We start from the raw sequence: 18,742 nt of genomic DNA on the forward strand, positions 1-18,742 counted from the left end.
TCACGGAGTCTCGCTCAGTTGCCGGTCCAGGTTGAACACCTCGGTGAGGACCTGCATGGCATGGTCGGGGCGGCCGGACTCGAAGAACTCCGCCATCTCGGCCTGCCAGCGGGTATTCACCTCGGTCGCCTCCATCGCGGCCTGTGCCGCGGCGAAGTCGTCGGTCAGGAGCATGCCCACGAGCAGGCCGTCGTCGCGGAGGAAGAGCGAGTAGTCGTGCCAGCCCGCGTCCCGCAGCGCGTCGAGCATCTCGCGCCACACCGGGGCGTGGCGGCGCCGGTACTCCTCAAGGCGATCGGGCTTGACCTGGAGCGTGAAGCAGATCCGGTGCATGGTTTACCTCGTGGTCGGGGCCTTGGGGCCGACGTGACGACATGGAACGTTCACCGCGCCGTGCGGGCCGGCCCCGGTTCCCGAGGCCGGCCCGCACGACGTCACCCTGGTCAGGACAGCATGCGAAGGACGGCACCGGCCTGGTACGCCAGCGCCGTTCGGGCCGCCGCCGAGACTCCTCGCCCGTCGAGGTGCTGCACGAAGCGCCGTAGTGCGCCGGCTGCCGCATCGGCGCGACCGCCCGCCGCATGGTGATCCGCCTGGGCCAGCAACGCGCGCAGCCCGTTGGCCTCGCGCGCGGCCACGTCCCCGCTCGCCACGTATCCGTCCAGCGCGTCACGCAGGGCATCCACGCTGCCCGGCGCCCAGAGGTCGGGCGCCGGCACGCGCGCCCAGTCGACGTCCGAGCCCAGGTAGAAGCTCGGGTACGCGGGCTGGTTGTAGGACGTCTGCTGCCGAGCCACGTCGGCCCGGTACTGCGGGTCGTGCATCAGGGTGAACAGCTTGCGGTCCGTGACCTCGGTGCTCAGGTGGAAGCGCAGCGCGGTGCTGTCCGCCGTACGCAGCAGCAGCTCCTCCCGCCAGTCGCCGAAGACGTCCGCGACCAGCGAGGGGTTGCCTTTCGTCCCGTTGTTGGCCAGGGTGCCCTCGGCGCTGAGCAGCCGACCGCGTCGCCGGTCGTCGACCGTCGGCGTCTGTAGCACCGTGGTGGCCGTGCCGTTCACGAGCTGAGTGGTCATGTCGGCCGCCCAGCGGATGCTCATGTTCGTGCCCGGCGTGGTGGGGCCGAGCAGGTCGCCGTGCGCCGAGAACAGGCCGATGCCCAGCTCGGCGGCGTTGGGCGGCATCGCCGGCCACACCTCCAGGCCGGGCACCGCGGGGTCGACGTCGCCGACCATGCCCCGTCCCGTGTCGCGGCCGGTGTAGTCCCCGAAGATCACCTCGCCGGTGCGGGCGTCGCGCAGCGTGTGCCCGTACGGGGCGAAGGTTCCGCCCTCGTGCACCATGTAGATCTCGAGTCCCGGCCGGTCCGGGTCGATGTCGGTCACGTGCAGCGCGTCGCCGTGGCCGAGGCGGACCACCGCGCCCGGGTCGGCGCTGCCAGGCGGGAGCGGGGCGAACGAGCTGTAGAGCAGGCTGCCGTCGTCGTCGATGGTCGCCCCACCGTAGACGATCTCCTGCCGGCCGTCGGCGTCCACGTCGGCGACGCTGAGCGAATGCGCGCCCTGCGTGGTCAGTGTGGCGAACTCGGGGTCGGTGCCGTCCCGGCCGTGCGGGGAGTCGTTGAACGGGTTGCTCATCGGCACCCAGCCGCTGTCGACATACCAGTCCTCGGTCAGGTGCTCGCCGTTCCAGCGGTAGGCGACCAACGTGGTGCGGGTGTAGTAGCCGCGGGCGAACACGGCGGACGGCCGCCTGCCGTCCAGATACGCCACCGTGGCGAGGAAGCGGTCGACGCGGTTGGCGGGCTCGATGCGTGCCATGGCGTAGTCGCCCCAGCGCAGGCCGTCGTCCTCCCGGCCGGGCTTGTACCGGATCGTCTCCAGCTCGCGGCCGGTGGCGCCCTCGAAGACGGTCAGGTACTCCGGCCCGTCCACGATGAAACCCTCGAACGCGCGCAGGTTGTTGCGCGTGCTCCGGGCGGGGGCGTACACGTCGACGAAGTAGTCGGCCAGCGCCCGCGCATCGGCCGCGGACAGCGGATAGGAGTAGGCCCGCGGGATGCCGAAGGCATCCTCCAGCGTCGCCGGCCACCGGCCCGCCAGCACCTCGGGGTGCCGGTGCCAGCCGAGGAACATCTCGACCACGTGGTCGTAGTAGTCGGCGGCGCTGAGGCGGTAGTCGTCGCCGTGCGCGTAGCCGGCCTTCCGGTCCTGCCGTGGCATCGTGATGTACCGCTCGGAGGCGACGCTGCCGTCCGGCCGGTATCTGATGATCTTCGTGCCGGGCGCGGTCTTGAGCATCATCTCCGCCCGGCCGTCGCCGTCGAAGTCGTAGACCAGGACCTGCGCGTAGTGGGCTCCGGCGCGGACGTTGACGCCGAGGTCGATCCGGTGGAGCAGGGTGCCGTCGAGTTCGTAGGTGTCGACGTAGACGGGGCCGGTGTAGCCCACCTGTGAGACGTCCTTGGAGTTCGACGGGTCCCACTTGACGATGTACTCGTACTGCCCGTCGCCGTCGACATCACCGACGCTCACGTCGTTGGCCGTGTAGGTGTAGGACTCGCCCCGGGGGGTGACGCCGTCGGGAGGCTTGCGCAGCGGCAGGTCGTAGTAGCCGCCCGACCAGGGCGAGACCGCGGCGCTGAGATCGACTTCGGCGTCGCCGACGACGGCGGCGACCCGGTAGGTCGATGCGGCGGTGCCGTCGCGGTCGAGGTAGTTGGTGCTGTCGGCGACCGTCGCGATGCGCTGCCCGTCCCGGTACACGTGGAAGGCCGGGCCGGACAGGCTGCCGGCCGTGTGGCCGGTGACCTCGTGTCCGCGCAGCCGCCAGCTCAGGAACGTCCCGTCGGTGGTGGCCGCGGCGACCAGGCCGCGGTCGAGGCGTTCGAGTTGGACGGCGGGGATGCCGTGGTGCGGTTCCCGATCGTCGGCCGACGCGGCCGCCGGCCCGGTGAGGATCAGTGTCGCCGCGCAGGCGGCGGCGATGACCGCGGACGGGGTGGTGCGGGTTCGGAGCCGAGGACTCATGCGTTGATCTCCTCGTCGGGGTGGCGCTCCGGTGCTCGCGTGATCGGGGACGCGAGGGCCATGGAAAGCGCTTTCAGGGCCTGAAACGTTACAACTATCGATCACCTTGAGTGCGCTGTCAAGTGCCGAATCCGGCCCTCAGGCGGTGGATCGCCTGCCGAAGGTGTTGCGGTAGGTCCGCGGCGGCACACCCCGCCGGCGCACGAACTGCTCACGCAGCGCCGCGGCGGATCCGAACCCCACCTGCCGGGCGACCTCCTCGACCGGCAGGTCGCTGGCCTCCAGCAGCTCCTCGGCGCGGTTGAGCCGCTGAGCCAGCAACCAGGCGTGCGGGGTGGTGCCGGTCGCGTCGGCGAACCGGCGCAGGAACGTGCGGCGGCTGGTGAGCGCGCGAGCCGCCAGCTCGTCGACGGTCAGCCGCCGGTGCGTGTTGGCCCGAGCCCACGCCAGCACGGCGCCCAGCCGCTGATCCTCGAAGCCGTCGGGCACCGGCGCAGTCACGAACTGCGCCTGACCGCCGTCGCGGTGCGGCGGGACGACCAGCTCGCGGGCGACGTCGTTGGCCGCCGCGGAACCGAACTCGCGGCGGATCAGGTGCAGGCACATGTCCACGCCGGCCGCGGCCCCCGCGCCGGTCACGACCGGGCCCTCGTCGACGTAGAGCACGTCGGTGGCCAGCCGCACCGTCGGGTAGTGCTCGGCGAACTCGGCCGCGAAGCGCCAGTGTGTGGTCGCCCGGCGCCCGTCCAGCAGGCCCGCCTCGGCCAGCACGTACGCGCCGACGCAGTGGCTGGCGACGGTGGCGCCGCGGGCCGCGGCCGCGCGGAAGGCGTCCGCGACAGCCGGGGGCGGCTCCCGGAAACGGCTGCCCGGCAGCGCGATGACCAGGTCGGCCGCGGCGAGCCGGTCGAGCCCGGCGTCCACCTGCACCGTGAGCCCCAGGTCGGTGCGCACCGGACCGGGCCGCTCGGCGCAGACGTCGAAGGCGAAGCGGCCGCTGAAGATCTCACCGATCAGCCCCAGGCCGAAGGTCGCCACACCTTCCGGGGCGTATGCCGTCACGGATCGGAATGCCACGCCGTGATGATGGCACGTTCCTTGCGATCGGTGGCAACCGTGCCGGCCGTCCTCATCGGCCCGACGCCGCACGATTGCCGTATAACGACCGGAAAGACAGCTGAACCTGCTACGCCCTCGGACCCGTACGAGGGCCGGGGTCATCGCCGCGTTGGCGCCTCTGGTGGACAGGTCAAGGCAGGTCGATCAGCGCTGCGGTCGCCGTGCCCACGGGCCGCAGCGTGGTGACCGTGGCGCGGTCCACCAGAGCCGCGTCCGGCACGCCCACCTCGCGGCCCGCCAGGGTCGCGGCCCCGCGCACCATGACGATCGCGGCCGGACCGGTCACGGCCAGGGGGCCGCTGGTCTCGATGACGCGCACCGCACCGCGGGCGCCTGCCCGCACGATGAGGTTGAGATCGGTGATCGGCCCGCCCGGCAGGGTGCATGTCGTCAGCGCCCCGCCGTCGAACTCGAACGGCTGCAGCGGCCGGATGTCGTGTACGGCGTCGCCGACGGTCAGCCGCATGCCCGCACCGGTGAGCACGGTGATCACACGCCGGTAGCCGGCGAAGGCCGAGAACGGGCCGTCCGCGGCGACGTCGGCGATGCTCAGCCGCCACTGGAAGTCATCGGCACCCGCGGGGAAGGCGGCGATCTCACGGGTGATCCCGCCGCCGTTGCGCCAAGCGACGGCGACGCGGTCAGCTGCCGGCAGCACCGTGACACCCATGCCGGACAGGCTACGCCGGCCCGGGCGACCGGGCGGGCCGAAGACGCCATCATGCCGGCGTCCGCCGGCCCTGCGGGACGCAGCCGGGAGCACGGTGCGGCTACCCGCAGTCGGACTCCACCCGAAGGTCCTCGTCGTGGACGTGCTCGTCGTAGATGTAGACACCGCCGCGGAACAGCGACACCACCGCCGCGACCACGTTCAGCGCGGCGGCCAGGACGAACACCACGACCAGGCCGCTGTGGAACGGGCCGGACAGCAGCTGGGGCAGGTAGGTCCGGGTGGTCAGCGTCGACACCGTCGACGCGGGCAACTCGTGCAGGACACCGGCGGCACTCAGCAGCGAGGCGATCGGGTTGGCGCCGAGGAACGCGGCGAACATGAGCCCGACCGGCGGCACCGCGGTGATCGCGGCGATCGCGGGTCCGGGCACGCCGTCGGCGGCCAGCCCGCTGTGCAGCGTGCCTGGCAGCGACCGGGACAGCCCGGCGACGAGCAGCGAGAAGAACACGCCGATGGACAACACCATGCCGGTGTTCTGGAAGGTCGCCCGGATACCGGACGCGACGCCCCGCTCGGCGGCCGGCACGGCGTTCATCACCGCCGTCGTGTTGGGCGCGGAGAACAGGCCCGAGCCGATCCCGTTGAGCAGCAGCAGCACGGCGAACGCCGGGTAGCTGAAATCGACCGCGATCACCAGCAGGCCGAGGAAGCTCAGCGCGGTGAGGAGCAGCCCGCCGGTGGCGAACAGCTTCGCGCCGTACCGGTCGGACAGGTAGCCCGAGACCGGGCCGGCGGCGATGAATCCCACGGTGAGCGGCAGCAGGTAGATGCCCGCCCAGAGCGGGGTCTGCGCGAAGTCGTAGCCGTGCAGGGGCAGCCAGATGCCCTGCAGCCAGATGATCAGCATGAACTGCAGCCCGCCACGGCCGATGGCGTTGAGCAGGGCGGCCGCGTTGCCCGCCCAGAACGCCTGGATCCGGAACAGCCCGAGGTCGAACATCGGCTGGGGCACCCGGGTCTCGACGACGCAGAAGACGACCAGCAGGGCCAGGCCGCCGAGGATGCCGCCGAGGACCCACGGGTTGGTCCAGCCCTCGGTGTGCCCGCCGTACGGCTGGATGCCGTATGTGATCGCCGCGAGCAGGACGGTCAGGCCCGCGGCGAACGTCAGGTTGCCCCACCAGTCGATGCGCACGCCGGGCCGGGGCTGCGCCGTCTCGCGCAGGTTGCGGTAGGCCCACCAGGCGCCCACCAGGCCGACCACCACACTGACCCAGAAGATCGCCCGCCAGTTCCACGCGGAGAGCACCCCGCCCAGGACCAGGCCGATGAAGCCGCCGGCCAGTCCGGCGACCTGGTTGACGCCCAGGGCGGTGCCGCGCTGCCGGGCGGGGAACGCGTCGGTGATGATCGCGGTCGAGTTAGCCATCAGCATCGCGCCGCCCACGCCCTGCACCAGGCGCCAGCCGATCAGCCAGAGCGCCCCGGCGGTGCCGCCCGCCGGGGTCAGCGCGAGTGCGACCGAGGCGGCGGCGAACACGACGAAGCCGGCGCGGTAGATGCGCACCCGCCCGTAGATGTCGCCCAGCCTCCCGAGGCTGACCACCAGCACGGCCGTGACCAGCAGGTATCCCATCAGCAGCCAGAGCAGGTAGCTCACGTTGCCCGGGGCGAGCGGGTCGAGGTGGATGCCGTTGAAGACGGCAGGCAGCGAGATGATCAGAATGGACGCGTTCACGGTGGCCAGGAGCATGCCGAGCGTGGTGTTGGACAGGACCGACCACTTGTACGGGATACGCTCGCTCCGCCTGCCGGGAGGCGGGAAGGCCGCGGACATGACCCTCCCCGCTCTGCTCAGATCGGTTCGCCCGCGAATTTCAGCGTGACGTCGATGTTGCCTCGGGTGGCGTTCGAATACGGGCAGAGCTGGTCCGCCCGGGCGAGCAGGCTGGCGGCGTCCTCCCGGCTCAGGTTGTCCGCCTGCAGGTCCAAAGTGACGGCCAGGCCCATTCCGCCGTGGCCGGTCGGGCCGATGGCGACCGTCGAATGGATGCGGGACCGGTCGAGATCGAGGCCGCGACCGTGGGCCACGTTGAGCATCGCGGACTGGAAGCAGGCGGCGTAGCCGACGGCGAACAGCTGTTCGGGATTGGTGCCGTCGCCGCCCGCCCCGCCCATCGACTCCGGGACGGCCAGGTCGACCTCCAGCCGGCCGTCGGAGCTGCCGCCGTGCCCGTTGCGGCCGCCCTGCACGATGGCCTCCGCGGTGTAGAGGGCCTTGGTGATACCACCGGCATGGCCTGGAGTGCTCATCGTCGTGGCCTTCCCGCGAGTGGTAGCCGTCTCAGAGCAGCTTAGGCGGCTGTGCGAGGCCACGGGCCCGCATCGTCACCATCGCCACGCCTGCGTGTGCGGGCTGCCCGCGGAGCTGTCGACCGCGACGGTGCGCGCCGCGGACGCTCCGTCACCTGATGTCGGTTGGCGAGGCTGGTGCCGATCCTAGCCCGGTACGTGGATTCGTCGACGGCCGGGCTTCCGACAGAGCTGTTACCGCACATGTTCATCGGGTTGGTGGAGCACGGCCAACCGCGTTGCTGCAGGTCGGCCGTGTCCTCAGTCGCTCAGGGGGTCAGGGGTCAGGGGGTCAGGAACATTTCTGCTTGACGAGAACGCGAGTTGTCGTTCTTGCTTGGAAATGATCTCCGGACGAGTCGGCGTAATCGACCAGCACTCCGTCGATGGACCCCTCGGCTGGGACCTCCAAGCCGAACGCGAATCCCCATGACGCACTCGGGTCAATGGACGCGTTTTTCGCCGCTTTGCGACTGTTCCACTCGGCTGGAACTCTGTCGGCCGGAGGCGGATAAGACTTCCAGTTTCCGGTGAGCATGATGTTGCCTTGCTCGTCCGGTGTTGTCGGAACGGGGACCAGGACAGCTTCAATAAGACTCAGCCCTTGAGTGTTTATCAGCGAGACATCGGAGATCGTCACCAGCTTGTCCCCCTGGTTCTTCGCGATGTCCAGCCCAATGGTGACGCGAGTGCCGGGCTGCGCGGAGAGGCATAGCGTGCCTGCGCCTTCGCCAAGGACGAGGGGCCCACCATTGCTGGCCGGCCCCTCGCTGTCGCAGGCGGTCAATGCGAGCAGAACAAGGATCTGCATGAGAATCGGCCGCCGCACCTGTGTCTCCTTACGTCCTTGAGGTCAGCAGACCTGGCGTGCCGCCGGGCGCGCCCGCATTGCCGCAGACGTACCCGTTCTTGAGCATCGTGAACTTGAGCTTGGTCGAGTTGGTGTATCCGGTCTTGGCCGACAGGTTGAAGCCGAGCGTCCCGGAGACGGCCACGCCAGCCGTGAACGTGCTTGCCGAAGTGGAGTCCTTCTCGAGGGAGTCCCCGTTCTCCATGAAGGCGCAGTAGCTGCCCACGCTGAGGACCGTCGCGAACTTGCGAGAGCCGCCCCAGTAGCTCACCGGACGGTACTCATAGTACGAGTAGCCAGGTCCGACCGTGAGGTAGACGCCGTACTCGAACTGTGTCTGGAAGATCGTCTGCCCGGAGGTCATGGGTGAGTACGACTGGGTGGAAGTGGACGACTTGGCCGTCGTGCCCGCGACGCTCCAGGTCCCCGAACCCCCGGTGGCGGAGATCCCCGCCCCGAGTTCGCTGGATGAGCCGTTGATGTACGTAAATGCTGCGGAAGAGGCGCCGTTGAAGACGGCGGTCCTGCCGACGTCGACCCACTTTGCTCCGTCGCTGTAGATGAGTGCCGTGGACAGTGTCCCGATATCCCTGGTCGCGGCACCCGTCTTGGCGGTCTTGGCGAAGCCGGTACGAAGCGCGAGATCTGCCTTGACGGCCTTGGTTGCCTTCTTGGCCGACGGATCGAACCGAGCATCGACCGTCCTCGTCTGAGTGGCCAGCCTATAGAGCCCCAGCGGCCCAGGTAAGTACCTCAAATTTGACATATCAAGCAAACAAATTGACAACGATGCTTACGGTCCACGGCAGATCGGCCGTAGGTCTGTAGTGCCGGGCTTCGCCATGAGGTGTCCTGGGGTGAGTAAGCCGCTGACATGGCCGAAGTCTTCGCGCAGCGGGCGGCCGAGCTCGGCGAGACGGCGCAGCTGCCGTGGGAGAACCTGCGCGAGTCTCACGAGGCGGGTTTCGGCGCGGCATGGCTGCCGCAGCGCTTCGGCGACCGGGGTCTGTCCGCGGTCCTTGGTGGCCGGTTTCATCGACCTGCCGGCGCGCACTGGCCAGGACGCCTTGCTCGCTGAATATTCCCTGGTTGCCCCATGGCTCACAGTTCTGGGACGTTCGGTCCATAACCTGTTATGGTTGGTCGCATGTTCAGAACCAGCACTTCACCCGACCCCACCGAGTTCGCAGGAAAGCGCGCGATCGTCACGGGAGGCAGCCGCGGGATCGGCGCGGCCATCGTGCAGCGGCTGCTGGACGGCGGCGCGACCGTCGTCACCACGGCGCGCAACGCCACCGACGAGACGCCGAAGGCCGCCACGTTCATTCGAGGCGACATCGGCACGCTCGCGGGCGTGCAGGCATTCACCGCCGCAGCGCTCGACGAACTCGGCGGCGTCGACATCGTGGTCAACAACGCGGCGGCGGCACGCGCCCACATCGGGGGCATCTCATCCATCCCCGATGAGGAATGGATCGACGCACTCGACCTCAACTACCTGTCCGCCGTGCGGGTCAACAACGCGCTGCTGCCGGCGCTGCGCGAGGCAGGGCCAGGCGGCGTGATCGTCAACATCTCATCGGGAGCGGCCCTCACGCCGGCGCCGCCGTTGGCTCACTACGGCGCCGCCAAGGCCGCCCTCAACACCTATAGCAAAGCGCTCGCTTCAGAGCTCGCGCCTGCCGGAATCCGCGTCACCACGATCATCCCCGGCAACGTGCTCACCCCGGGCGCCGACGCGATCCGCCAGAACTTCGCCGACGCGATGAACGTCCCGCTTGCCGCCACCACAGCGGGCATCCCGCTGGGTCGTCCCGGAGACCCGCGCGACATCGCCGAGGCCGTCGCCTTCCTCGTATCGGACCGGGCTCAGTGGGTCACCGGAGTAAGCCTGACAGTCGACGGCGGTGAACTCCCCCTCGTCTAGCGCCTGCTTCGGCCAGCCCCTGGTGCGGCCCACAATGCCGGGCGTCAGGTCGAGCAGCTGACCGACCGGTCTGGATCCCGCTCAGCAGTAGGAACGCGCACCTTCCGTAGTCACCGGGCCGGCGGTGGCGCTCAGGTCAGTTCGGCGATCACTGCACGGACCATTCGGCGGCCGTGCTCGGCCATTCGCGGGAAGGTATGCCGGTAGTAGTCGACGCCGGTCAGCGATGGTGCGAGGGCCCAGCCGCAGGCGCGGATCCAGGTGGCGTCGTCGTAGCCGACCGCCTGCCGGTAGGCCTCCCGGGCGGTGCCCGTGAAGGTCCACAGCGCTGGCGTCACGTCCGGGGCCGGATCGCCGAGGCCGAGTGCGCCGAAGTCGATGACCGCGGCCAGCCGGCCACGGTCGGTGATCAAGTTTCCCGGCTGCAGGTCACCGTGGATCCACACGGGGTCACGGCCCCACTCGGGAGCCGCCAGGCAGGCGTCCCAGGCCGCCTCGGCCGCTGCCACGTCGAAGCCGTCGTCCTGCGCGGCGAGCCGGGGCAGCACGCGGCGCACGCCCTCATCGGCGTGCCGCAGAGCGGACCCGCGCGAACCCGGAGCCTTGACCGGCCCTCCTGCCGGGTCCGCCTCGTGCAGGGCGCGAACGAAGGCTGCCAGGTCACGGGCCAGGAGTACGTCGTCGCAACCAAGCCTGGCGGGCGTGCTCCCCGCGATCCACGGCACCACGGTCCACCGCCACGGGTATCCCTGGCCCGGCTCGCCCACGTGAAGCGGAACCGGAATTCGCACTGGCACACGCGGCGCCAGCAAGGGCAGCCAGCGTGCATCAGAATCCGCCTGGTCGACCGCCCAGGCGATCTTGGGCAGTCGGGCGACGAGGTCGTCGCCTACCCGAAAGAGAACATGGTCGGTGCCCTCCAACTCGTCGGACAGGGGCGTCACGGGAAGGTCGGACCACTGCGGGCACTGGGCCGCCACCAGGCGGCGCACCTGCTCCACAGTTGCCCTGACCTCGTCGTCGTGGATGGGCACGGCGGGCACGATAGTACGGTCAGGCGGCGTGATGCCAACCATTACTGTGCATCCACCCGCAGGCGAGGTTTCGAGGACGCCTGGAATGATCTTCTCGTCTGATGGAAACCCGGGCCGTCGGCAGCGGGCGTCACTCGGCGGGACCGTACAACCGCGCGATGTCGGGCGAGTCGAGCCAGCCGCTGTAGGCCGGCTGCTGTGGCCAGCCTGCCGGGGAGTCCTGCCATTCCTCCTGCCGCCCGTAGGGCAGCGCATCGATCAGGGCGAAGGTGAACGTGAGCTGTTCGACGCCGCGACCGCTGGTGTGCCAGGTGCGGTACACGGTGTCGCCGTCACGCAGGAAGACGTTGAACGCGAACCCACCCCCGGGCGGTGCGTCGACGTCGGCCCCGAACGGGCTGTCGGCGGTCGAGTACCAGGTCATCTTGTTGCCGACGCGGTCGGCGTAGGCGAGGGCCGCCTCGATCGGTCCCTGGGTGACGATCACGAATCGTGCGTCGTAGTTGTCGAGGAAGTCCAGCCGGGTGTACGACGACGTGAGGCTGGTGCAGCCGCCGCACTGCCACTGCGCGTCCGGGTCGGGGTCCCACATGTGGTTGTAGACGATCAACTGTGTTCTACCATCGAAGACATCGACGAGCCGGACCGGTCCCTCGGGCCCGACCAGGGTGTACTCGGGCATCCTCACCATGGGCAGCCGGCGTCGCCGGGCGGCGATCGCGTCGAGCTCCCTGGTGGCTGCCTTCTCGCGGGCGCGCAGCTCGTCCAGCTGTTTGCGCCAGGTGGTGTCGTCGACGACGGGTGGCAGAGCAGCCATGATCAACATCTCCTCGCGGACGGCCTCAGCAGGGCCACCAGGCGACCATATCTCCCGCGGCCGGACGCGAGCGCCCGATCAGGGGCGGCCGGCGCTTCGACGGCACTCGCGGCGGATCCATCGCTGCGAAGTGGTCAGGAGGTGGCGCCGACTTTGCTCGCGGCGCCGGCGATGACCACGCCCAGGCAGTCGCGGAACAGGTCGTCCACGGTGCGGCCGGGTTGGAAGTATTCGGTGACCGCGGCCACGACGGTCGGATGCTGCTCGGCGAAGGCGGCCATGTCGAAGTCCTTCAGCCCCTCCGCGTCCGGGCGGGGGGCCTGTTCCTCGAGGACGTGGCCGACCGTGAAGCGCTCGACGGTCAGGACGATCACGCGGGCCTGTCGCAGTGGGACGCCGCACGCCACCAGGGTGCTCATGGCCAGCTCGGAGATCGCTGCCATGGTGACGGAGAGCTGGGAGGCGGAGATGACCCGAGCGCCGTCCGGATGGGCGAGCAGTGCTCGGCGCAGCCGCCCGGCAAGGCCGCTCAACCAGTCCTGCCAGTGCTGATCTGGCTCGGGCGGTGACATGTCGCCGAACTCCTGGTCGAGGATCGCATCGGCGATCGCGGTGACCAGCGCCGCCTTGTTGGGCAGGTGCCAGTAGAGGGTCGGCGACTGCACGCCGAGCCGCGCGGCGAGCTTGCGCGTCGTCACGCCGTCGAGACCCTCGGCGTCCAGCAGGGCCACGGCCTCGGCGACGATCCGCTGTCGGTCCAACGCCAACTCGCCACCTCCCCTCGGCACTCTATCAGTGCTAGTCTCCCTCTATCACTGATAGAGAGGGACTTCGAGATGACCGACAAGCGCTCGTTCCGCGACCTGCTGCACTCGGCGACACATCGCTTTCCCGGCGTGCCCGCGCATGCCGAGCAGCCGGCCGGACACCAGGGCACGGCGGTCCACGGCCGCCCGCGTCGCCACGGCGCCGCCGCACAGCCTTCGCTGAACCGCGGCTGGAACCACTCGCCCGACCGCCCTGCCCGGTTCATGCGGGCCTGGCAGCGCCGGATCGCGGCGTTGCTCGGCCGGGAGCTGTGATGAAGGCGGCGGTGCCGCACGAGATCGGCGGCATCCCGCGCTACTTCGACGTGGTGAAGGTCCCCCTGAGCGACATCGAGACCGCCTGGCAACGCACCGATCTACGCGGCGGCAGGCTCGTCGTGGTGCCGTGACTGGCACGCCGGATCGGGGCGAAGACGGCGCTGTGCTTCGGCAGACGCGAGGGTTGCTGCCGCGGCCCTGACCGGAGCCCCGGTCAGGGCAGGCGGGTGGCCAGGACGAAGAACCGCTGTGGTCCGTCCTCATAGTTGTCCAGCCGCCAGCCGGCCGCGGCCGTCGACTGCCGCAGCGGCCCTTCCGCCATGGGCTCGTCGGGTGCCAGGGTGCGGCCGTGCCGGGCGGCCAACGCCGCGCGTCCGGACGGGTGGAACAGCACCAGCCGCCCGCCCGCGCCGGTGACGCGGGCGAGTTCGGCCAGCCCGGCCCGGGTGTCGGGCAGGTGATGGAGCAGCCCGGCGGCGAACACCGCGTGCAGCGCGCCGTCGGCCAGCGGCAGGCGCCGCGCGTCGGCCAGGACGAGGTGGGCGCCGACGTCGCGGCCCAGGTTCCGCGCCGTGGTGAGCATCTCGGCGGTGACGTCGACGCCGATGACGGTGCCCTCGGGTCCGACGGCGGCCCGCAGTGCGGGCAGGGCACGGCCGGTGCCGCAGCCGATGTCGGCCACCGCTTTGCCGGCTCGGATGTCCGCCGCTGCGACGGCGGCAGCGTAGGCGGGCATGTCGTCGCCGAACTTGATGTCCCAGGTCGCGGCACGTACGGCGAAGAAGGCCCGGGTCTCCGCCAGGTACCAGCGGTCGTGGGCGGCCAGGGCCGGGTCGATGTGCCGCACGATCGGCCAGTCCGGGTCGTGCAGGTCCACCACGATCTGCGCATCGTCGGGGTACGCGCTGCCGTGGCCGTGGGCGGCGGGGGTGCGCAGCCAGATCACCACATCCCAGCGCCCGCCCGGTGGCCGCGCCCGCCAGCCCGCCCCGTCGGCCAGGGCCAGGGTCGCGGGGCCGCGATGGGCGAACCACATGTCCTCGTCGTGCAACGGCGACTGCCCGCTCAGGCGGATGGCGTGCCGGCCCGTGGAGTGCAGCGTCGCGTGCAGCCGGTCGGCGAACCAGTCGCTGTGGCAGTACCCGTCGACCACGACGGTGCCCGCGGTCTCGACGGTGTCGGCCAGGAGCGTCAACAGTTCGTCCCAGCGACGCTGCTGCGCCGAGGTGGGCCGCGGCGAAGGGGAGCCGGAACCGGTCATGCTTTCCATCATGCAGTTGCGATGTTGAGAACGCCATCGGTTCCGCAACGAACCATCCGACGGACTGATATGGATCGCAACTGCGAGGCTAGGATGAGCAGATGACGTGCTACGGCTCGGCGAGGCCGCGGAGCGAGTGGTCGTCGAGAAACCCGATATGCGCCTTCGGGCAGGGGGAGGAACGATTCATGAACAGCAGATTGATCCGATCGGCGCTGGCAGGCCTGCTGATGGCCGCGACACTGACCACGGCCGCGTGCGGTGGCGACGGGACCGCCCAGCCGGGTGCCAGCGTTTCGGGCACCGGTGTCAGCGGTGACGTGACCGTGTTCGCCGCGGCGTCGCTGACCGAGTCGTTCACCAAGCTCGGCAAGGAGTTCGAGGCGGCCAACCCCGGCACGAAGGTGATCTTCAACTTCGCCGGCAGCTCCGCGCTGGCCACCCAGATCACCCAGGGCGCACCCGCGGACGTCTTCGCCGCGGCCAGCCCCGCCACCATGAAGACCGTCGTCGACGCCGGCGACGCCGAGGGCAACCCGACCGTGTTCGTGAAGAACCAGCTGGTCATCGCGGTGCCCAAGGGCAACCCGAAGGGCATCGATACGCTGGAGAACCTGTCCAAGCCCGACCTGAAGGTCGCGCTGTGCGCCGAGCAGGTCCCGTGCGGCGCGGCGGCGAAGAAGGCCCTGGACGCGGCCGGGGTGAAGGTCACCCCGGTGACGCTGGAGCAGGACGTCAAGGCGGCGCTGCAGAAGGTGAAGCTCGGTGAGGTCGACGCGGCGCTGGTGTACCGCACCGACGCCAAGGCCGCTGCCGCCGGCGTCGACGGCATCGAGTTCCCCGAGTCCGCTCAGGCGATCAACGACTACCCGATCGTGCTGCTCAAGCAAGCCCCGAACAAGACCGCCGCGCAGGCATTCCTGACCTTCGTCACCTCCGACCGCGGCAAGGCCGTGCTCGGCGAGGCGGGCTTCCAGGCCCCCTGACCTGCGACGCCCGATCCCTGCGAGGTCGCCGCGGCATCCGGTGCGGGTGCCGCGGCGACCTTGTACGCGGACCCGGCTCGGCCGGCGTCGACGGTCGCCCACCGGACCATCAGCCCAGCAGCGCCAGGTCGTCTTCGGTGAGGGCGAGATCGGCCGCGGCGACGTTCTCCGCCAGGTGGGCCGGGGAGCCGGTGCCCGGGATCAGCAGGATGTTGGGGGAGCGGGCCAGCAGCCAGGCCAGCGCGACCTGCGCGACGGACGCGCCGCGCCGCTGCGCGACGGTGGCCAGGTGCTCGGCCGTCAGCGGCTGGAAACCGCCGACAGGGAAGAACGGCACGTACGCCACCCCGGCCGCCGCGCACGCGTCCACCAGCGGATCGTCGTCCCGGTTGGCGATGTTGTACTGGTTCTGCACGCATACGACCGGGGCGATCGTGCGGGCCAGCTCGAACTCGGCCAGGCCGATGTTCGAGATGCCGATGTGGCGGATCAGCCCCTCGTCCCGCAGCGCCATCAGGGTCTGCAGCGGCTCCGCGATGGCCGAGCGGTCGTGGCCGCGGTCGCCCATGCGCAGGTTCACCACGTCCATCCGGTCGACGCCGAGCGAACGCAGGTTCGCCTCCACGCCGCGGCGCAGCCCGTCGGAGGTCAGGCCGGTCTGCTCCGACGGCGGCAGGGCGATGTCCGGGCCCTCCACCAGGGCGCCCACCTTGGTCACGAGGACCAGGTCGGCCGGGTACGGGTACAGCGCCGCCTTGATCAGCTCATTGGCGGCGACGCCGTCGCGGGCGTAGTAGTTCGAGGTGTCGATGTGGTTCACCCCGAGCTCCACCGCCCGCCGCAGGATCGCCAGCGCCGTCTCGCGCTCGGGCCGCTCGCCCCGCGGCCAGCCGGTCAGCTTCATCGCGCCGTACCCGACACGGGCGACGTCGAGATCGCCGCCCAGTTTCCAGCTGTCACTATTCACGATCTTGATCTTAGGCGGTCCCGGCGGCGGGCTGCCTCGGCGGCGCAGCGTCGGCCCACCACGGAGCGACAACAGCGAGCGCCTCGGCTGTCGCCTACTCCGGGATCAGCTCGTCGAGCCGATCCGGCGTGTACGCCTCCGAACCCGCCGGCAGGCCGTCGGGCGCGGTGAGACCGAGGAACGTGACCGGCTCGTCCGGCAACCGGCCGTTCCACGCCGTCACCTCGGCCCGTGCGCGCCACAGGTCCACCAGGTAGGACACGGTGAGGTGACGACGCTCCACCAGCGCCCGCACCCGTGCGGCCGTGGAGAACGTGTTGTCCTCGACCCGGTTGAACGACGGCATGCCGCCGAGATACAGGTGCAGCCACACCGCCTGCCAGCCGCGCTCGCTCCTGGCGAACACCATCGGCAGCGCGATCCGGCCCTGCCCGCGCAGGTGCGAACGCGCTCGCACGGTCCGCGCGTCGAACGGCGCACCCCGCTGCTCCCGCGTCCGGGTCTGGTACCCGAACATCGACTCGGCGACCTCGTCGAACGACTCGCCCGCGTACACGTAGACCTGCGGAACCACGTAGTGGCCCGCGACCGTCAGCGGCACGTCGATGAACTCGGTCGCACCGTTGCTCGCATCGGTGATGTCGCCGGAGTGCACCACACCGTCGTGGTGGTAGTTCGTCCAGGACACCTGCCCCGCGGTGTGGAACTCGTCGTCGAGCAGCAGCACCGACAGGTCGTAGTCGGTGCGCTGACGTGTCTGGCGCCAGTACATGAAGAAGCGCAGCAGCTCACCGGACACCGACGCCCGTGAGCCCCTGGGCAGCACCGCGAATCCGCCCTCGGACGCCTTGCCCGACAGCGGCAGCGCGACGTCGAGCACCTCCGGGTCCACCAGCAGCGGCCGACGCGGCTCCGGCAGCCGGGCGCCGATCTCGGCGTCGAGCAGCGACGACAATTCGGCCACCAGCTCGGCGGGCAGTGGCGGACGTGCGTCGGGCCCGATCCACGCGCGCCGCGAGCGGTTCGCGTACATGCGGGCGGTAGCGGGCGTCAGCCGGTTGCCGACGTGCTCGCGCAGCGACAGGAGCACGCGCCCCGACGCCGAGCCGAGCGCCCCCGTGACGGCTTCGACCACGTCGTTCCGCTCCGCCGCCGAAGCCTGCCGCAGCAGCCGGTCGGCGGAGCGCAGGAGCAGACCCGGCGCAGCCGACAGCACCGACGCGGCCGGGCCGACGGCTCCGGCGCGGATCGCGGCCTCCGCACGGCCGGCGAGGTTGCTGACCCGCCGTTCGCCACGCGCGACGGTGAACACCTGCTGCGCGTGCGGCCACTGGGGGTATTCGTGCGGGTGCAGCCGTTCGCCGAGCCGCTTCCACCGTTCCGCGTAGCGCGCGACGTCACCGAGCTTGTCCTGGTTCGCGCCGACGACCCGGTCCAGCGCTGCCAGCAGCATCCGCCGCTCCGGGCGCCGGAACGCACGAAATCGGGTGGGTGTCGCGAGCGAGGTGTCCCCGCCGGACACCTGGCAGGCGACGCGCAGCACGTCGGTCGTCGTGTCCACGCCGACCAGCGGCCGACCGAGGACGAGCCGGATCCCGTTGAGCACGGCACGGTTCTCCCGGACCGGGATCTCGGCCGGCTGCACGCCGTCCAGGCAGGCGACCGCGAGCTCGCTGAGGACGGCGAGGTCCGCCTCGCCGTGTGGCGTGGAGCTGCCGGCCATGGCCAGGTACAGCCGTGTCGCCTCGACCTCGGCAGTGTCGCCGAGGCGCAGCAGGGTCAACCGGTCACCGGCCGCGGCGATCAGCTCGTCGTGCGCGGCCAGCAGCTCGGCGTAGGTGTGCTGGTAGGTGCCGTAGCCGGGCAGGTCGAGCAGGTTGACGGTGCCCGCCGCGACGGCGTCGCGCAGTTGCGCGTCGGTCGCCGTGCCACCGCCGGTGAGTACGGCCGCCCGCAGCCGGTCCGTCCAGAACTCGACGGTGTCGGGCACGTCGTGCGGGAAGCCGATGAAGTAGGCGTTGTGCCGCACGTGGTCGCCGACGAGTTCGCGCACCGCCGACACGACCGTGGCGGCGAGGTCCAGCGCCGGCGCCGGAGCGAGGGCGCCGATGTGTTCCATCAGGTCCCGCGACAGTGAGAACCCGACGTCGAGCAGCACCGCGTCCAGCTGCCGGGCCACCGCACCGCCGTCGCCGGCCGGGCCGGCGGCGGCCGGCACGCGCAGGGTTTTCAGAATGATCGTCTTGTCGAGCACGTGGTCCTCCGTTCAGTCGACCACGGCATTCGCGGCCCGCAGGCACAAGTGGGTCGCCGGGGACTCGAACCCCGAACCCTTCGATCCAACAAGGAGAAGGAAGCGCCCCCATGGCCGCACAGGCGGATAACGGACGCGCTACTCATTCGAATGCTCTACCAGTTGAGCTAGCGACCCAGGCGGAGATCATCGCACCGGCCGAGTCGACCCGGCCATCGAGTTTCGGTGTACGCGGCCACGGGCGTGAGACCCTGAGCCGGTGACAGGGCGGGTGCTCGGCGCGGACGCGTGCAAGGCCGGTTGGATCGGGGTGGCCCTGGACGGCACGACCGTGCACGCGTACTTCGGCGCGACGATCGCCGAGCTGATCAGTGCCGCCGATGAGGGGCGA

19 protein-coding genes and 1 tRNA gene are annotated in these 18,742 nt (G+C 70.6%); 5 read left to right on the forward strand and 15 right to left on the reverse strand.

Features of this window, described 5'->3' with window-relative positions; all coding sequences use genetic code 11:
• The 8 genes from HAV39_RS13065 to HAV39_RS13100 form a co-directional block, all read right to left on the reverse strand.
• Nucleotides 1-333: an L-rhamnose mutarotase gene (locus HAV39_RS13065; protein WP_191839462.1), complete on the reverse strand. Its 333-nt coding sequence runs from the start codon at nt 331-333 to the stop codon at nt 1-3.
• Between the two features lie 110 nt (nt 334-443).
• A complete protein-coding gene (locus tag HAV39_RS43255) occupies nt 444-3,026 on the reverse strand; it encodes a rhamnogalacturonan lyase (RefSeq protein WP_191839463.1) in 2,583 nt (860 codons plus the stop codon).
• Between the two features lie 138 nt (nt 3,027-3,164).
• Nucleotides 3,165-4,103: a helix-turn-helix domain-containing protein gene (locus tag HAV39_RS13075; protein ID WP_239120324.1), complete on the reverse strand. Its 939-nt coding sequence runs from the start codon at nt 4,101-4,103 to the stop codon at nt 3,165-3,167.
• Between the two features lie 172 nt (nt 4,104-4,275).
• Nucleotides 4,276-4,815, reverse strand: coding sequence for a HutD/Ves family protein (locus HAV39_RS13080; protein ID WP_191839465.1), 540 nt, complete (start codon nt 4,813-4,815; stop codon nt 4,276-4,278).
• A gap of 100 nt (nt 4,816-4,915) precedes the next feature.
• Nucleotides 4,916-6,655 carry an MFS transporter gene (locus HAV39_RS13085; RefSeq protein WP_191839466.1) on the reverse strand — a complete coding sequence of 580 codons (1,740 nt, stop codon included), beginning with the start codon at nt 6,653-6,655 and terminating at the stop codon, nt 4,916-4,918.
• Between the two features lie 17 nt (nt 6,656-6,672).
• The gene (locus HAV39_RS13090) at nt 6,673-7,131 is read right to left on the reverse strand and encodes an organic hydroperoxide resistance protein (RefSeq protein ID WP_191839467.1); all 459 of its coding nucleotides are present in this window, start codon (nt 7,129-7,131) and stop codon (nt 6,673-6,675) included.
• A gap of 331 nt (nt 7,132-7,462) precedes the next feature.
• Nucleotides 7,463-7,999 (reverse strand): hypothetical protein, encoded by a 537-nt coding sequence (locus HAV39_RS13095; RefSeq protein WP_191839468.1) that lies wholly within the window; start codon nt 7,997-7,999, stop codon nt 7,463-7,465.
• Nucleotides 8,000-8,009: 10 nt separating this feature from the next.
• Nucleotides 8,010-8,777 carry a hypothetical protein gene (locus tag HAV39_RS13100; protein ID WP_191839469.1) on the reverse strand — a complete coding sequence of 256 codons (768 nt, stop codon included), beginning with the start codon at nt 8,775-8,777 and terminating at the stop codon, nt 8,010-8,012.
• A gap of 117 nt (nt 8,778-8,894) precedes the next feature.
• Between HAV39_RS13100 and HAV39_RS13105 the strand changes: the two genes are divergently transcribed.
• On the forward strand, nt 8,895-9,098 hold the full coding sequence (locus HAV39_RS13105) for a hypothetical protein (RefSeq protein ID WP_191839470.1): 204 nt from the start codon (nt 8,895-8,897) through the stop codon (nt 9,096-9,098).
• Between the two features lie 69 nt (nt 9,099-9,167).
• Nucleotides 9,168-9,947: an SDR family oxidoreductase gene (locus tag HAV39_RS13110; RefSeq protein ID WP_191839471.1), complete on the forward strand. Its 780-nt coding sequence runs from the start codon at nt 9,168-9,170 to the stop codon at nt 9,945-9,947.
• Nucleotides 9,948-10,078: 131 nt separating this feature from the next.
• Here the strand turns inward: HAV39_RS13110 and HAV39_RS13115 are convergent, their stop codons facing one another.
• The 3 genes from HAV39_RS13115 to HAV39_RS13125 all read right to left on the reverse strand — a co-directional run bounded on the left by HAV39_RS13115 (nt 10,079) and on the right by HAV39_RS13125 (nt 12,565).
• A complete protein-coding gene (locus HAV39_RS13115) occupies nt 10,079-10,948 on the reverse strand; it encodes an aminoglycoside phosphotransferase family protein (RefSeq protein WP_203736118.1) in 870 nt (289 codons plus the stop codon).
• A 163-nt stretch (nt 10,949-11,111) separates the two neighbouring features.
• Nucleotides 11,112-11,798: a DUF899 domain-containing protein gene (locus HAV39_RS13120; protein WP_203736117.1), complete on the reverse strand. Its 687-nt coding sequence runs from the start codon at nt 11,796-11,798 to the stop codon at nt 11,112-11,114.
• Nucleotides 11,799-11,932: 134 nt separating this feature from the next.
• Nucleotides 11,933-12,565: a TetR/AcrR family transcriptional regulator C-terminal domain-containing protein gene (locus HAV39_RS13125; protein ID WP_191839474.1), complete on the reverse strand. Its 633-nt coding sequence runs from the start codon at nt 12,563-12,565 to the stop codon at nt 11,933-11,935.
• Between the two features lie 69 nt (nt 12,566-12,634).
• On the opposite strand from HAV39_RS13125, the gene HAV39_RS13130 reads away from it, so the two are divergent.
• Both HAV39_RS13130 and HAV39_RS43260 read left to right on the forward strand, forming a co-directional pair.
• Nucleotides 12,635-12,880 carry a hypothetical protein gene (locus HAV39_RS13130; protein ID WP_191839475.1) on the forward strand — a complete coding sequence of 82 codons (246 nt, stop codon included), beginning with the start codon at nt 12,635-12,637 and terminating at the stop codon, nt 12,878-12,880.
• Nucleotides 12,880-13,014: a hypothetical protein gene (locus HAV39_RS43260; RefSeq protein WP_275413909.1), complete on the forward strand. Its 135-nt coding sequence runs from the start codon at nt 12,880-12,882 to the stop codon at nt 13,012-13,014. Before HAV39_RS13130 ends, HAV39_RS43260 begins: the two co-directional genes overlap by 1 nt.
• Nucleotides 13,015-13,097: 83 nt before the next feature.
• Here the strand turns inward: HAV39_RS43260 and HAV39_RS13135 are convergent, their stop codons facing one another.
• Nucleotides 13,098-14,144 carry a class I SAM-dependent methyltransferase gene (locus HAV39_RS13135; protein ID WP_239120322.1) on the reverse strand — a complete coding sequence of 349 codons (1,047 nt, stop codon included), beginning with the start codon at nt 14,142-14,144 and terminating at the stop codon, nt 13,098-13,100.
• Nucleotides 14,145-14,332: 188 nt separating this feature from the next.
• Between HAV39_RS13135 and modA the strand changes: the two genes are divergently transcribed.
• Nucleotides 14,333-15,130 carry a molybdate ABC transporter substrate-binding protein gene (gene modA / locus HAV39_RS13140; protein ID WP_191839476.1) on the forward strand — a complete coding sequence of 266 codons (798 nt, stop codon included), beginning with the start codon at nt 14,333-14,335 and terminating at the stop codon, nt 15,128-15,130.
• Nucleotides 15,131-15,239: 109 nt separating this feature from the next.
• Here the strand turns inward: modA and HAV39_RS13145 are convergent, their stop codons facing one another.
• The 3 genes from HAV39_RS13145 to HAV39_RS13155 all read right to left on the reverse strand — a co-directional run bounded on the left by HAV39_RS13145 (nt 15,240) and on the right by HAV39_RS13155 (nt 18,528).
• Complete coding sequence (locus HAV39_RS13145) at nt 15,240-16,097, reverse strand: oxidoreductase (protein WP_191839477.1); 858 nt, start codon at nt 16,095-16,097, stop codon at nt 15,240-15,242.
• A 94-nt stretch (nt 16,098-16,191) separates the two neighbouring features.
• Complete coding sequence (locus tag HAV39_RS13150) at nt 16,192-18,351, reverse strand: TerD family protein (RefSeq protein ID WP_191839478.1); 2,160 nt, start codon at nt 18,349-18,351, stop codon at nt 16,192-16,194.
• Between the two features lie 49 nt (nt 18,352-18,400).
• Nucleotides 18,401-18,528 (reverse strand) — tRNA-OTHER (locus HAV39_RS13155).
• Nucleotides 18,529-18,742: the final 214 nt, after the last annotated feature.

Source organism: Catellatospora chokoriensis (assembly GCF_011297315.1).
Taxonomy (GTDB): Bacteria; Actinomycetota; Actinomycetes; order Mycobacteriales; family Micromonosporaceae; genus Catellatospora; species Catellatospora citrea.